The sequence below is a fragment of the Acinetobacter sp. SH024 genome (genome assembly GCF_000163635.1).
Taxonomy (GTDB): Bacteria; Pseudomonadota; Gammaproteobacteria; order Pseudomonadales; family Moraxellaceae; genus Acinetobacter; species Acinetobacter pittii.
Window position 1 is genome coordinate 70,532 of sequence record NZ_GG753603.1, and the last position, 13,869, is coordinate 84,400.

Below are 13,869 nucleotides of genomic sequence, written 5' to 3' on the forward strand. Positions count from 1 at the left end.
CGCGCGTGCTGATCGCTAGGCTCAGTCTGTCAACCCTCTTTCGTTCTGCCACCATAAATTAATTCGCGGTGATCTGGTGGTAGGACTCCATTTTTAAGGAGTTGGCCATGCCATTATTCAAACTCATTTTCTCTCTCAGTTAATAATTTTATTTATTTAAAATATGGGTTTTTTGCGACCTGATTTTTTAAATTTATAAATTATTTCTATTTTAAAATTTTAATTATTTTATTTTCCTATATTTATGGGAGGATTAACTGTTATTTAAAAATTATTTTAATATTAAGATTAATCATATTTTTATTTTATTTAAAGATATAAATAATCATGAGAATAATATGAAACTTCATAAATTTATAATAGTTTTAAACCTTGTGGTCGGTGCTTACGGTATTACAAATGATGACGCTAATGCTCAGCAGGAATTTAAAAGAATTTGTTTGTCAGATGGACACATGCAAGCCAGTTGTAGTTGTGTTTGCCAACAGCTCGCGCAAGTGTATTCACCTCAAATCGTGCAACGTTTAAAACACACCAGTTTGCAAAGTCCTGTTCTCCCACAGGGCTTTGCCCCTAACTTGTTCAGCAGCATTCAACGCTGCGATAAAAATAAAATGGGCTAAGTTCGCTTAGCTCCTTTATCTCTGTGTCGCAATGATCTCTCAAACTTTAAATCAGCGCAAAAGTAAAAGTCTATTGTGACATAGGGTCCTAGGAGAGTTCTCTACTATCAAACTAGATTCTCTTTCACGTAAAAGCCTCTGTGTAGCGGTATGAAGTCAATAAAAAAGCCCGATATGTAGTTATACATATCGGGCTTTAATAAATGATCTGTTCTAATAAGGATTAGAGCAATTTAAAAACTTAAAGATTGAAGGCCAATTTTTCTACTACTTTAGGCATATAATTTGTTAAAGCTGGTTGCTTAACAAGACCTAATAATTCATAAACTTGCCCACCAATACCTGGAATTACTTCACCACTATAACTATCCTTTTGAGCATCTTTTGCAAAATACACAAAATTAAATTTGGATGAAATATCATGAGGAAATTCTTTAATTAAAGATGCCTCTGAATTTTTATGAACTACAGGAGCTACAATAAAAATTTGTTTAGCATTTTTAATTTGATTAAGCATAGCAATCAAATTAGTACGAACAACACAGCTACCTGACATTACAGACTTAACAATAATTATGTTATCAGCTTGTTCAAAGCCAGGTTCAATGAATTTATGTACAATTGGCGCTACACTACCTTTTGTTGGTAATTGATAATGATTATTCCAAAAAACAGCAAGTTTTGTAGAAATTAAATTTTCCTTCAATACAGATTCAACACCAGCTTGTAAAAAATCAGCATCTTCAGCTGTAGATATAATCAAACAATTCTTTTCTGATTTTTTTATGCTTGGTACCAAAGACTCAGCTAATAACTTACCTAGCTCTTTCATATGCTCACGATAAGCCCTTGGATCTGTTTTAGAGTCCAATAAACCTTGCAAATGATCTTTTGCTAAATTATTAGCAATATTACTGTAGGTACGGTTGTTCATGCCCATTCTAAGCTCCTCCTAAAGGAGAAGAATCTAGAGATGTGTCTATGCTATTTAACTCTTCACTGGTTAAACTCATAAATAACATCGCTAAATCTTTAGTGTTAATTATTTCCTGATATTTTGATTCAGGAACTTGTAGGATTAAATCTAATGAAGCACTGACTTCAATGCCAGTACCTATAGATAAATATACCCTACCAGATTTTAATCTATAAGTTGTGTTGTTGGAAGATGTTGTTACAATTTGTTCAATCCACTCAGGTATTTTTGAATTAAAAGAACTATTATTTCTAAATTTAATAAATACATTAGGATGTGCAGTTGAGCAAGCTTGTTCAAAAATACTTTTAATATCTTTTGAGCTTCTACCCTGTAAAACGCCTAAAATTAAATTTGCAGCGTAATCGATCTGAGAAGGATCATCATTTTCAATTAAAGTTGATATGTGATGCTTCAAATTAGTTTGATCCAGCAATTCCACTAGATTTTGACAATATGGAAAAAAGATACATGTGTTAAGTTTATTTAATTTTACAGGTACTTTTTTTAGATTATTAATTCTTTTCTTTTCACACGAGACTAATAGGTAATTCTTTGATTTAGCTACCTTATGAAATTTTGTATCTAAAATAGTTTGGCGTTTACATCTAAGAGTGATTTCACTAGTCCAATCTGCCGCTGATCCAGAAGAATTTTTGGCTTGGAAATTATATTTAATAGAATTCTCCAAATCCCAATGGCAAATATCATCAATAAATGCTAACTCTTGACAGCTTAATAAATGTTTTTCGTGATCTATATCTTGAGATGCTAATTCGAATGCTTTGAATAATTGGAAGAAATTTTCATAATCTCTTCCTTTTTTATTATTATTACCTCCAACATAAATTCTTTTTAAGTTTGAAAGAACAGCTTTCCCTAATTCGTCCTTTACAAATGATTCAATGTCACTCAAGATAGAAGATCCTATTTATACCTATAATTTATATAATAAAAATATCTTTAAATTAAATAATAATCAAGAGAGCTAAGATATAAAAGATTTATAAAGAAAATTTTAAGATCTTTAATTATCAGTTGTATATTATTAAAATATTCGTTGAGACGTAATTACTCAATTATAGTGATTGATATTCTAATTAAACTATATTTTTACTGAATTTTAGCAATAAAAAAGCCCGATATGTACTTACACATGTCGGGCTTAATCAATCAGTTATTAAAGCAGGTGATGCCTTAATAATGATCTTTTTGAATTACTCTACAGTTACTGACTTCGCCAAGTTACGTGGTTGGTCAACGTCTGTACCACGTAATACAGCAACGTGATAAGACAACAACTGAACTGGTACGCTATAAACGATTGGAGCTAACCATTCGTTTACTGCTGGAATATGTACAACGTGTTGACGGTCTTTTTCATTGATTCCGCTATTTTCATCAGCGAAAACAAATAATTCACCACCACGTGCCTGAACTTCTTCCATATTTGATTTTAGCTTATCAAGCATTTCATCATTTGGAGCAAGAATTACGATCGGCATTTCATTATCAACAAGTGCTAATGGACCGTGTTTTAACTCACCAGCTGCATAGCCTTCTGCATGAATATATGAAATTTCTTTTAGCTTTAATGCACCTTCCAATGCGATTGGATAATTCGTACCACGGCCTAAGAATAAGCAGTGATTTTTTTCAACGAATAATTCAGACAAACGCAAAATTTCTGGATCATGTTTAAGCGTATCAAGAATAACTTTCGGGCTGTGCCATAGCTCACGCGTAATTTCTTCAAGAAGAGCAGGGCTAATACGTTGTTTCACTTGGCCAATTTTCAAGATTAACAACATAAGTGCAGCAAGCTGAGTCGTAAACGCTTTAGTTGAAGCAACACCAATTTCAGGACCAGCAAGCGTCAATAAGTGATGATCAGTTTCACGAACCATTGAAGACGTCGCAACGTTACAGATAGTCAAAGTCTGAATGTCGATATTGTTTGCTTTCGCACGCTTTTGAGTTTCACGTAGTGCAGCTAAAGTATCAGCAGTTTCACCTGACTGTGAAATACAAATATAAAGTGTATTTTCAACAATTACAGGAGTGCGATAGCGGAATTCACTTGCGATTTCAACTTGGCAAGGCACGCCAATCAGTTGCTCAAACCAATATTTAGCAATCATTCCTGAGTGATAACTTGTACCACACGCAATGATTTGTACGCTTTGAATTTTATTGAAATCTGCATCAGCATTTTTCAAGAAATCATCACGTAAGCTATTGCCATCAAGCGCTTGAGAAATTGTTTGCTTGATTGCTTCTGGTTGCTCATAAATTTCTTTGAGCATGTAGTGTTTGTATTCACCTTTTGATGCACTACTTACGGTTGCATCAAGCTCTCGTACTGGACGCTCAACGCGTTCGCCATTTGCAAATACTTCAATTGAAGTACGAGTAAGACGTGCAATATCACCTTCTTCTAGGTACATAAAGCGGTTAGTTACAGGCAAAAGTGCAAGTTGGTCTGAACTAATAAAGTTTTCACCAATACCTACACCAATCACGAGTGGTGAACCTTCACGTACAGTAATGAGTTCATCTGGATAATCGCTGTGGATAATACCTAGCGCGTAAGCACCTTTAAGCTGAGGTACAACAGTTTCAACAGCTTCTAAAAGGCTATCTGTACTTTTTAATGCTTCAGCAACTAAGTGTGCAACAACTTCAGTATCTGTTTGAGAAGTAAAAACGTAACCTAAAGTTTGAAGGTCGTCTTTTAATTCTTGATAGTTTTCAATAATACCGTTATGGACTACAGCGACCTTACCTGACATATGAGGGTGAGCATTGTTTTCAGTTGGTTTACCATGTGTTGCCCAACGGGTATGCGCAATCCCGATAGCCCCCGCAATTTGGTGTTCAGCGACAGCTTCTGCAAGATTGATAACTTTACCTACACGACGCTCACGTAAAATTTGTTGGTTATTCAGTAAAGCAACACCCGCAGAATCATAACCGCGGTATTCAAGACGTTTTAAACCTTCAAGTAAAATCTCGGTTACACAACGTTGTGCAACGCCTCCGACGATACCACACATACTTCAATCCTCTTATTTTTTAACCTTTTGGGGACGTTGATAATTTGCTTTTGAAATTTGTTGTGCACGTTCAAAGGAGAGACTTTGCTCGGCTACATCTTTCGTAATCACAGAACCAGCACCAACTGTTGCGCCACTCCCAATGGTCACCGGAGCAACCAGCGAGCTATTAGAACCGATAAAAACGGCATCACCAATAGTGGTTTTGTGTTTATTTGCACCGTCGTAATTACAAGTAATCGTACCTGCCCCAATATTCGATTCAGCACCAATTTCTGCATCACCTAAATAGGTGAAATGGTTAGCTTTACTACCCAATCCAATCGTTGTATTTTTAACTTCAACAAAGTTGCCGATATGTACTTCATTTGCCAATTTCGCGCCTGGGCGTAAGCGTGCAAATGGTCCAATTTGAGCATTTTCGCCTACAACTGCGCCATCAAAAATGCTATAGGCTTGAACTTTAGTTCCGGCTGCAATTTTGGTGTTCTTTAAAATACAACCAGCCCCGATTTCTACAAAATCGCCAAGTTCACAGTCACCTTCAATAATCACATTGACGTCAATACGAACGTCATGTCCAACTTTTACAGAACCGCGTAAGTCAAAGCGTGCAGGGTCTGCAAAAGTTACGCCTTGTTGCATAAGCTCTTTTGCTTGCTGTTGCTGGAACTCACGTTCAAGTGCAGCAAGTTGTAAGCGGTCATTGACGCCTTCAACTTCAAAAGCGAGTTCTGGTTGAATAGATGCGATTTCTAGACCATCTGCAACAGCCATTGCTACGATATCAGTTAGATAATATTCGCCTTGCGCATTTTCGTTTGAAAGTTTAGGCAACCACTCATGAAGTTTTGCATTGCTAACACAGTAAATACCTGTGTTGATTTCTTGAATCTGACGCTGAGCTTCTGTTGCATCTTTATGTTCAACAATCGCTTGAATCTTACCTTCTTGACGAACGATACGACCATAACCTGTTGGGTTGTCGACATGTAAAGTAATCATGCCAATGCCCGTTTTACTTGAAACTTCAACAAGTTGCTCTAACGTTGTTTGACGTACTAAAGGTACATCACCATAAAGAATTAATGAAATACCGTCTTTAGGGAGTACGGGTAAAGTCATTTGTACCGCATGACCTGTACCTAGTTGTTCTGCTTGTTCAACCCATTGAATCTTTTCTTGTGCAAAAGTTTGTTTGACGTGGTCACCACCATGTCCATAAATCGTAATAATATTTTCTGCGTGTATTTTTTTTGCTGTTTGAATGACATGTCCTAGTAGCGGGCGACAAGCTAAAGGTTGCAATACTTTAGGTAGTTGTGAACGCATTCGCGTTCCTTTGCCTGCAGCAAGGATAATGACGGTAGTTGACATGAGTAAACCTACTTAAATGGCGTTACGCCCCAGAAAGTAATAAATATGATGATACAGAGTGCCGCCCAAAGCCCTGCAATGATGTCGTCTAGCATGATCCCGAAACCACCAGCAACTTTCTGGTCGGCAACACGGATTGGCCAAGGTTTCCAAACATCAAATAGGCGGAATAAGCAAAAACCAATTAGTGCCCATTGTAACGACATTATATTAAAAAAGATTAAAGGCAGAAGAGTAATTGATTGTCCTGCAAATTCATCCCAAACAATTCGCCCATCATCATGAACATCAAGGACTTTTGCAGTTTGACCACAAATATAAATTCCTACCAAGGACATGATAAGGATAGCGATCAAGCTTAAGTTAAAGCCAAGTGATAACCAGATTGGAACGAAAAGTAGGGCAAAGGCAGAGCCAAAAGTACCGGGAGCTTTAGGTGCGAGACCAGATCCGAAACCAACTCCACAGAAAACGATGCAGCGGTTGAACCAAGACATGTCCTTAAAATGAATCGGTGGCTTATGCAAAGTGTTGGTATCCATGAATTTGCAATGGGTAATCTGAACCCAAATGCTCAAAAGTTAGTTGTGTTTGCTCAACGATCTCTCCGATCATTGTAATCTTAATGTCTAGTTGTTTTTGCAAAAGTTTTTCATAATTTTGCGGTGTTATTGTAAAACATAATTCGTAGTCATCGCCACCAGCTAGCGCATATTGCCAGCGCTGTTGTTCTGGTAGTGCTTGTAGTGTTGAGTCAATCGGTAACTTTTCTAAAAGTAATCGGGCACCGACCTTTGAAGCTTTTAAAATATGGCCTAAATCTTGGGCTAATCCATCAGAAATATCAATCATACTTGAAGCTAATCCCTTCAACTGTTGTCCAAGCTGACAACGTGGCGTCGGGTAGTCCAGTCTTTTTTGTAATGGATGACCTAGGTGCTGTAAACCATACGCGGCATCACCCACTTGACCGCTCACACAAACATAGTCACCGACTTTGGCACCTGAACGTAACACGGCTTGTCCGGTTTCAATCCAGCCCATGGCCGTAACAGTAATAGTGAGATGAGGGCCTTGAGTCGTATCTCCGCCAATAAGAGCAACGCCAAATTGATTACAGCAGTCATAAATTCCCTGGCTGAATCCTTCAAGCCATTCATGATCAATTGTAGGTAGGCTGAGCGCCAGTAAAATACTATGCGGTTTTGTCCCCATTGCTGCAATATCTGAAAGATTAACAGCTACGCTTTTCCAGCCAATTGCATGGGCAGAAGTATCAAGAGGAAAATGACGTCCAGCAACCAGTGTATCTGCACAGATCACCAATTGTTGGTTTGCGGGAGGGGTAATTAAGGCTGAGTCATCTCCAATACCCAAGGTGACATCTGTGTAAGATTGTCTGTTAAAGTATTGGTCAATAATAGAAAACTCAGCCATAGCAACTTCAAACCTATTAGTTTGCTTGTTGTTTTTCAGCACTACGTAGTGTTGAACTTAAACGATCTAGAACGCCATTAATGTATTTATGGCTATCTGCTCCACCAAAGTGTTTAGCGAGTTCAATAGCTTCATCTAGAACGACACGATAAGGTACTTCTAAATGATCACGTAACTCGTAAGCACCCAAGCGTAATGTTGCTAGCTCTACACCATCAAGTGCACTAAGTTCACGGTCAAGAACCGGAATAAGTAATGCATCAAGATCTTCGTGCTGTGCAATCACTTGTGTTAACAGTTCGTGATAGTAGTTTAAGTCTACCTTGTGCATTGCATTTTCCGCACGGGTACGTGCTTCGATTTCATGTACAGGGTTGTGACTCATTTGCCACTCATAAATACCTTGTACAGCAAAACGACGTGCTTTACGTTTTGCTGCATAAGCGGCTTGCAGTGTTTGAGACATGCTTTAAATTGCCTTTAATAAATTAACCATTTCAATAGCAGTCAATGCAGCTTCGCTACCTTTGTTTCCTGCTTTTGTACCTGAACGTTCGATGGCTTGCTCGATGCTATCAGTAGTTAAGACACCATTGATGACAGGCAAGCTGCTTTCTAACGCGACTACACCTAAACCTTTTGCACATTCACCGGCAACGAAGTCAAAGTGTGGTGTGCTACCACGAATCACTGCGCCAAGTGCGATAATGGCATCAAACTGGTTTGATGTAGCTAATTTTTTAGCAACAATCGGGAGTTCCCATGCGCCAGGAGCGTGAATAACAGTAATGTTATCTTCATTTACACCATGACGTTTTAATGTGTCGATTGCACCATCCAATAAGTGTTCAACAACAAAGCTGTTGAAACGACCCACTAAAATCGCATAACGACCTTCGCTTGCGAGATGTAATAAACCTTCAATACGGCGAATTGCCATAGCAACCTCGATTATTTCGTTGTGATTTGATCAGCAGTGACATATTCCACTACTTCTAAATTAAAGCCAGATAAGGCATTGAAACGTAATGGTGAGCTAAGAAGCTTCATTTTTTCAACACCTAAATCACGCAAAATTTGAGCACCGACACCAATGGTTTGATATTGATGTGAAAGTGCTGCATTGGATTTCACCGGTTTTGGCTTATTTAAATCATCCAACGCTGGTCCCAAGTCTTGCAAATGATCTTGTCCGATCCAGACTAAAACACCGCGATCACTCGCTGCAATCGTCTGTAGGGCACGGTCTAAATTCCAAGCAGGTTCACCATCAGCTTTATTCAGCTTAAGCAAATCGCGAATTGGACTAAAACCATGCACACGTACTGTTGTAACACCTTCTTTTGGCTCGCCTTTAACTAAAGCCAAATGAATGTCCGGGTTACCAATCTCACGATAACGATAAAGTTCAAATGAACCATATTCTGTTTGAATGGTTTTTTGATCCAGACGTTCAACCGTTTGCTCATTGGTCATGCGGTAGTGAATCAAGTCCGCAATTGTACCAATTTTTAAGCCATGCTTCTCAGCAAAAATTTCTAAATCTGCACGGCGTGCCATTGTGCCATCTTCATTAATGATTTCACAAATGACAGAAGCTGGTTCAAGACCTGCTAAACGGGCTAAATCACAACCTGCTTCGGTATGGCCTGCACGATGTAAAACACCGCCTGGTTGTGCCATTAACGGGAAAATATGACCCGGCTGTACGATATCAGTTGGTTTTGCATGCGCTGCGACAGCAGCTTGAATTGTATGTGCACGCTCTGCTGCTGAAATACCCGTGGTAATACCTTCAGCGGCTTCAATTGATAAGGTAAAGTTTGTACTGTGCTGAGCACCGTTTTGGTCAACCATCAACGGAAGGTTTAACTGTTTACAGCGCTCACGGCTTAGCGTTAGGCAAACTAGACCACGTGCATGGGTAATCATGAAGTTAATATCTTCAGGACGAACATGCGTTGCTGCAATGACAAGATCACCTTCATTTTCGCGATCTTCGTCATCCATCAAGATAACCATTTTGCCTGCACGAATATCGGCGACAAGATCTTCAACACGACTCAGCGGCATTCGCTTTCACCTTTTTTTGTCGTAAGACAATTTCTATTTAATAAATTTTGCATAGTTTACGCTGTTTAGAGAATTTTGCCTATGATTCTGATTTATCCAAATTTGTGACATCTAAGAATAGATCGAGATTTATTTATACAAATAAATCATAAGAAAATGGAGTGGTTTTAAATAAAAGCCATGAATTTAAATAAAAAAAACCTAGCCAAAAGGCTAGGTTCTGATGCGCGTAGTAATTTTTTATGAAGCTGCACTACTTGGACTATCATTTTGTGGGATTGATTTTTTCCCCATTAAAATTTCAGTCCGGATATTTTGAGCAAGTTCAGCACATTCTGCATTCATACCATTGATCATAAATGCATGACGTGTCATCACATTGCTTGGGTTTGGCATTGCAACAAGTTGGTAGCTGTCTTGAATTGCTTTGAGCTGTTCATTTTCGAGATATAAAGCTGACTCTTTAGCGTGAAGATGCTGTGCTAAACGTTGAGCAGCTTCTTTTGCATCGATTTGCATAGCTTCTACAGCATTACACGTTGCACTACGAGTTTGCAGCGCAAAACGTTTATCTTCACGGTAACGTTTATATAAAACATCTGAAAGTAATTGGAATACGGTTCCAATCATAAGCAGACATTCTACGGCATGCGTGTGAGAGGTTGAAATCGCAAGTGTCGCGCCTTCGGCATTAAACTCATCTACTACTTCAATATCTGTGAGCTTCAATTGATAATGCTTAACGCATAACTCAATACTCTTGTTTAAAAAGAGCTGGCAGAGTTTGAAATAAGGAACAGATACCGATTGGTTAACACTGCTTAATAACTGTTTAGGATCATAAAACTGAATATTGAGTGCCAACGTATGTTGGTCAGCTGAATCTGAAGTTTTCTCAGCTTGTTGGCGAACTGCTGGTTTCGCTTTCGCTTGTTGCTGAGCTTGTGCAACCAACGTGACCGTATTTTGTTTTTCTAGAGCCAATGCTTGAGTTAACTGCTGAATTTCATGCTTCAAGCGGTTTTCTTCATTAATGCGTGCCAAATATTCGCTTCTTGTTGGACGAGCAATCGCACGATAGGCAAGCCACAATAAAACATGCAAAAACAGAGAAGCTAAAATTGCAAGCCATTGAGTACGAAGAATTTCTCCAATACTTGGCTGAATCAACGTAACTTCGATAGATCCCACTTTCTTTTCATTTTGAAGGGCATCACGAGCAAAAATTTCGCCTTGGCGGGTTTTTGAAATTCCGCTTGTTGCTAGAACCTGTTTGTTCGCATCAAGAATGCGAATAGACGCAACACTTGGATTGGTCGCATAGCGATTGGCAATCAGAGCTAAAGACACCGTATTAGCAGGTTCAAGCTCAGATAAGCTGTCTGCAACGAGCTGACTGGTCATGAGCTGACCTTGACTCGCACGGTTTTCATTAAGCTGGTGTGTCGTTGCAATGACCAATAAAAAGGTATGCAATGCAAAACTAACGATCAGTAGGCTAGCAAATAGCCCTTGTCTAGGCGCAATCAAGTTAAACTTCCAAGGCAATTATATTGAAATTCGATTATGATTCTTACAATAGTTGTCACTCAGACTAGAGTCAATTCATGCGAGAAATCATTCTTATATCCTTTTTAGGACCGGACCAACCAAACCAGTTTACCCGATTAATGCAAGTACTATCCGTACATTCATTGCAAATACTGGATGTAGGTCAGGCTGTTATTCATAATCAACTTACATTAGGCATTGTGGTCGCTTCTGATAATGAAACTGCGACCGCATTGGCAATGAAAGAGATTCTGATTTTAGCACATGATATTGGCTTAACAGTGCGCTTTAAACCAATCACGGGCGCAGAATACGATCAATGGGTAAGTGAAGGTGGTCGGACTCGTTATATCGTCACGGCTTTAGCTCCAGAACTCACTGCGGCACACTTACAAGCAGTTACAAAAATTGTGTCTAGCCAAGGCTTTAACATCGAAACAGTAACGCGTTTATCAGGTCGTGTAGACTTTGAAAAGGATAGTGCATTCCCACGTCGTGCCTGTGTACAGTTTGGTCTAAGTAGCGGCCCAACTTTAGATGCACAAGCCATGCGTGCTGCATGTTTACTTCTTTCAAGCGAATTAAATATCGATGTCGCTGTTCAAGAAGATAACGCTTATCGCCGTAACCGCCGTTTAGTGTGTTTTGATATGGACTCAACCCTAATTGAACAAGAAGTAATTGATGAGTTGGCGATTGAAGCAGGGGTAGGCGCACAAGTTGCTGAAATTACTGAAAGAGCAATGCAAGGTGAGCTTGATTTCCAGCAAAGCTTCCGTGCACGTGTTGCATTATTAAAAGGACTTGATGCTGCTGTTTTACCTAAAATTGCAGAGCGTTTAACCATTACCGAAGGTGCAGAGCGTCTTATCTCGACTTTAAAAGCACTTGGCTATAAAACGGCAATTTTATCTGGTGGATTCCAGTATTTTGCTGAATATTTACAAGGCAAACTCGGTATTGATGAAGTTCACGCTAACATTTTAGATGTGCAAGACGGCTTCGTAACAGGCGAAGTAAAAGGTGCAATTGTTGATGGTGCCCGTAAAGCTGAGTTATTACGCGAACTTGCAAATAAGATGGGAATTTCTTTAGAGCAAGCGATGGCCGTAGGCGATGGTGCAAACGATTTACCGATGCTTGCGATTGCAGGTTTAGGCGTTGCTTATCGTGCAAAACCATTAGTACGCCAAAATGCAAATCAAGCGATTTCAAGTGTTGGTTTAGATGGTGTGCTTTATTTACTCGGTATGCATGATAAAGATTTAAATCGTGCTTAACCTATATAGATAAGCTTTAAGCGCTACTTCAGAGTAGCGCTTTTTTTATGCAGAATAGTCATAAAAACAAGCAAGTTATGACAAAATTTTGCACAGAAAAAAGGCAATAAAAAAATCTGAAAAAAACTTATTTTGGTCCTTAAAAACAGCATATTTTTTTGTAATGACACGCCAGAATTGATGCCATATAGGGAATCGAACTTTTTGAATTTTGCAAAAATGTAATGACAAAAGAATGTTGCGACAAAGTATGTCGCATTAAGAAAAAACGGGTCTTTTTTTCTAAAAAAAAACATCCATAATGCATCGTAAGCTTCAACACAAATCATGAATTAAAGTTGTTTTTGGAATGAGGTCGGGTATTAAAGACCGAATGTTTTTAGACGTTTTCATTAAGACGGAGGTTTCTATGGTAACAGCGAATTTTGCCGCTATCGCCGGATTCAGCTTAATTGCTGTCGCGCTTGTTGCTGTTTTCTTTTCTCCTTACCGTCGTTGGCTTGGTTTTATGCTTGCAGGGATGTTCTTTTGGGGGCTATTGGAAGTGGTCCGTTTTGGAGTTCAAGTCACTTTTGAAATGCCAGTCACATATAGTTATTTAACTGCATTAAGTCTAGCGATGGTAATGGTTACATTTATTTTGTTACGTGAGGATAAACAAGCACAAAAGGCATTGGCAAATCGCCAATATATAGAACACACGCCAGTATATGAAGATGATCAGCAGCAATGTTCTAGCCGATAATTAAATTGTTATCTAACGGTAAAAAGGTATGCACAGCATGCCTTTTTCATTTACGAAACGTGATTTTTATTATACAAAGCATTTATTAAAAAATAGCCAGTTATGCTACGATAGATGGGTCTGTTGACGTTTCATCTAGATTGCGTTGCCAGCTAAAAAATATCAATTGATGCATAAAACATAGGCAATGGTATGTCCTTGCTAAGTTTTGCTCTAAAGTTTTCATAAAAATACAATAGGCGTGAATGTTCATGAAACTTTCTTCCATACCTGTAGTCAAGTTACCTCTTGTTGATGTCAGTACAGACCCATTAGATTTGTTGGTAGCAGGTTTAGTGCTGCGTATGAAGCAGTTGGCGCGTACTAGCCCTAAGTTTATTGAACTGATTCATGACCGCGCATTCCGTATTCAGATCGGTACAGATTTAGGTGTTGCACGTCAGATCATTATTAATAACGGTCAGATTGATACCGTTGCAGGCGCACCTGAAAAAGCTGATTTTATTTTGCAATTTGCAGACAGTGAGCAAGGTGTAAAAACTTTGATCAAAGGTGACCCAACAGCATTTATGACGGGTATGCAAGATGGCAGCATTAAAATGGAAGGTGACTTCAGCTTGTTGGTATGGTTCAACCAGGTTGCTAAGCTCATTCCACCTAAGTTACCAAAACCAGTAAAAGATAAAGTACGTCAGGCACGTGCTTTTATTAAAGAGAAAACTGGACGTTAATATCCAGCTATAAAAANNAC

14 protein-coding genes and 1 pseudogene are annotated in these 13,869 nt (G+C 38.7%); 4 read left to right on the forward strand and 11 right to left on the reverse strand.

Translation table 11 applies throughout. From position 1 onward, the window contains the following. The first annotated feature begins 338 nt into the window (after nucleotides 1-338). Nucleotides 339-633: pseudogene (locus tag HMPREF0013_RS0105630) on the forward strand (hypothetical protein). Between the two features lie 231 nt (nucleotides 634-864). On the opposite strand, the gene HMPREF0013_RS19140 reads toward HMPREF0013_RS0105630, so the two are convergent. The 10 genes from HMPREF0013_RS19140 to HMPREF0013_RS19185 all read right to left on the reverse strand — a co-directional run bounded on the left by HMPREF0013_RS19140 (nucleotide 865) and on the right by HMPREF0013_RS19185 (nucleotide 11,090). Next, nucleotides 865-1,563, reverse strand: coding sequence for a hypothetical protein (locus HMPREF0013_RS19140; RefSeq protein ID WP_005804366.1), 699 nt, complete (start codon nucleotides 1,561-1,563; stop codon nucleotides 865-867). 1 nt (nucleotide 1,564) lies between these two features. Further along, nucleotides 1,565-2,515, reverse strand: coding sequence for a hypothetical protein (locus HMPREF0013_RS19145; protein ID WP_005804367.1), 951 nt, complete (start codon nucleotides 2,513-2,515; stop codon nucleotides 1,565-1,567). A 301-nt stretch (nucleotides 2,516-2,816) separates the two neighbouring features. Beyond that, nucleotides 2,817-4,655 (reverse strand): glutamine--fructose-6-phosphate transaminase (isomerizing), encoded by a 1,839-nt coding sequence (gene glmS, locus HMPREF0013_RS19150; RefSeq protein WP_005804368.1) that lies wholly within the window; start codon nucleotides 4,653-4,655, stop codon nucleotides 2,817-2,819. A gap of 12 nt (nucleotides 4,656-4,667) precedes the next feature. Beyond that, nucleotides 4,668-6,032 (reverse strand): bifunctional UDP-N-acetylglucosamine diphosphorylase/glucosamine-1-phosphate N-acetyltransferase GlmU, encoded by a 1,365-nt coding sequence (gene glmU / locus HMPREF0013_RS19155; protein WP_005804369.1) that lies wholly within the window; start codon nucleotides 6,030-6,032, stop codon nucleotides 4,668-4,670. A gap of 8 nt (nucleotides 6,033-6,040) precedes the next feature. Then, nucleotides 6,041-6,574, reverse strand: coding sequence for a phosphatidylglycerophosphatase A (locus HMPREF0013_RS19160; RefSeq protein WP_005804370.1), 534 nt, complete (start codon nucleotides 6,572-6,574; stop codon nucleotides 6,041-6,043). Continuing rightward, a complete protein-coding gene (gene thiL, locus HMPREF0013_RS19165) occupies nucleotides 6,552-7,469 on the reverse strand; it encodes a thiamine-phosphate kinase (protein ID WP_005804371.1) in 918 nt (305 codons plus the stop codon). The genes HMPREF0013_RS19160 and thiL overlap by 23 nt, the downstream gene beginning before the upstream one ends. A gap of 16 nt (nucleotides 7,470-7,485) precedes the next feature. After that, the gene (gene nusB, locus HMPREF0013_RS19170; protein ID WP_002119137.1) at nucleotides 7,486-7,935 is read right to left on the reverse strand and encodes a transcription antitermination factor NusB; all 450 of its coding nucleotides are present in this window, start codon (nucleotides 7,933-7,935) and stop codon (nucleotides 7,486-7,488) included. A gap of 3 nt (nucleotides 7,936-7,938) precedes the next feature. After that, nucleotides 7,939-8,409, reverse strand: a complete 471-nt coding sequence (gene ribE / locus HMPREF0013_RS19175; RefSeq protein ID WP_002119264.1) for a 6,7-dimethyl-8-ribityllumazine synthase — start codon at nucleotides 8,407-8,409, stop codon at nucleotides 7,939-7,941. An 11-nt stretch (nucleotides 8,410-8,420) separates the two neighbouring features. Continuing rightward, nucleotides 8,421-9,542: a bifunctional 3,4-dihydroxy-2-butanone-4-phosphate synthase/GTP cyclohydrolase II gene (gene ribBA, locus HMPREF0013_RS19180; RefSeq protein ID WP_002119278.1), complete on the reverse strand. Its 1,122-nt coding sequence runs from the start codon at nucleotides 9,540-9,542 to the stop codon at nucleotides 8,421-8,423. A 240-nt stretch (nucleotides 9,543-9,782) separates the two neighbouring features. Continuing rightward, entirely contained in the window at nucleotides 9,783-11,090 is a 1,308-nt protein-coding gene (locus tag HMPREF0013_RS19185; protein ID WP_078210162.1) for a hypothetical protein, read from the reverse strand. A 59-nt stretch (nucleotides 11,091-11,149) separates the two neighbouring features. Between HMPREF0013_RS19185 and serB the strand changes: the two genes are divergently transcribed. Beyond that, complete coding sequence (gene serB, locus HMPREF0013_RS19190; protein ID WP_005804373.1) at nucleotides 11,150-12,373, forward strand: phosphoserine phosphatase SerB; 1,224 nt, start codon at nucleotides 11,150-11,152, stop codon at nucleotides 12,371-12,373. A gap of 23 nt (nucleotides 12,374-12,396) precedes the next feature. Here the strand turns inward: serB and HMPREF0013_RS25455 are convergent, their stop codons facing one another. Then, entirely contained in the window at nucleotides 12,397-12,669 is a 273-nt protein-coding gene (locus HMPREF0013_RS25455; protein ID WP_016803107.1) for a hypothetical protein, read from the reverse strand. A 113-nt stretch (nucleotides 12,670-12,782) separates the two neighbouring features. Here HMPREF0013_RS25455 and aciT point away from each other — a divergent pair, with 113 nt between their 5' ends. Continuing rightward, nucleotides 12,783-13,118, forward strand: a complete 336-nt coding sequence (aciT, locus tag HMPREF0013_RS19195; RefSeq protein ID WP_002119105.1) for a ciprofloxacin tolerance protein AciT — start codon at nucleotides 12,783-12,785, stop codon at nucleotides 13,116-13,118. A gap of 251 nt (nucleotides 13,119-13,369) precedes the next feature. Then, the gene (locus HMPREF0013_RS19200) at nucleotides 13,370-13,849 is read left to right on the forward strand and encodes a hypothetical protein (protein ID WP_002119134.1); all 480 of its coding nucleotides are present in this window, start codon (nucleotides 13,370-13,372) and stop codon (nucleotides 13,847-13,849) included. Nucleotides 13,850-13,869: the final 20 nt, after the last annotated feature.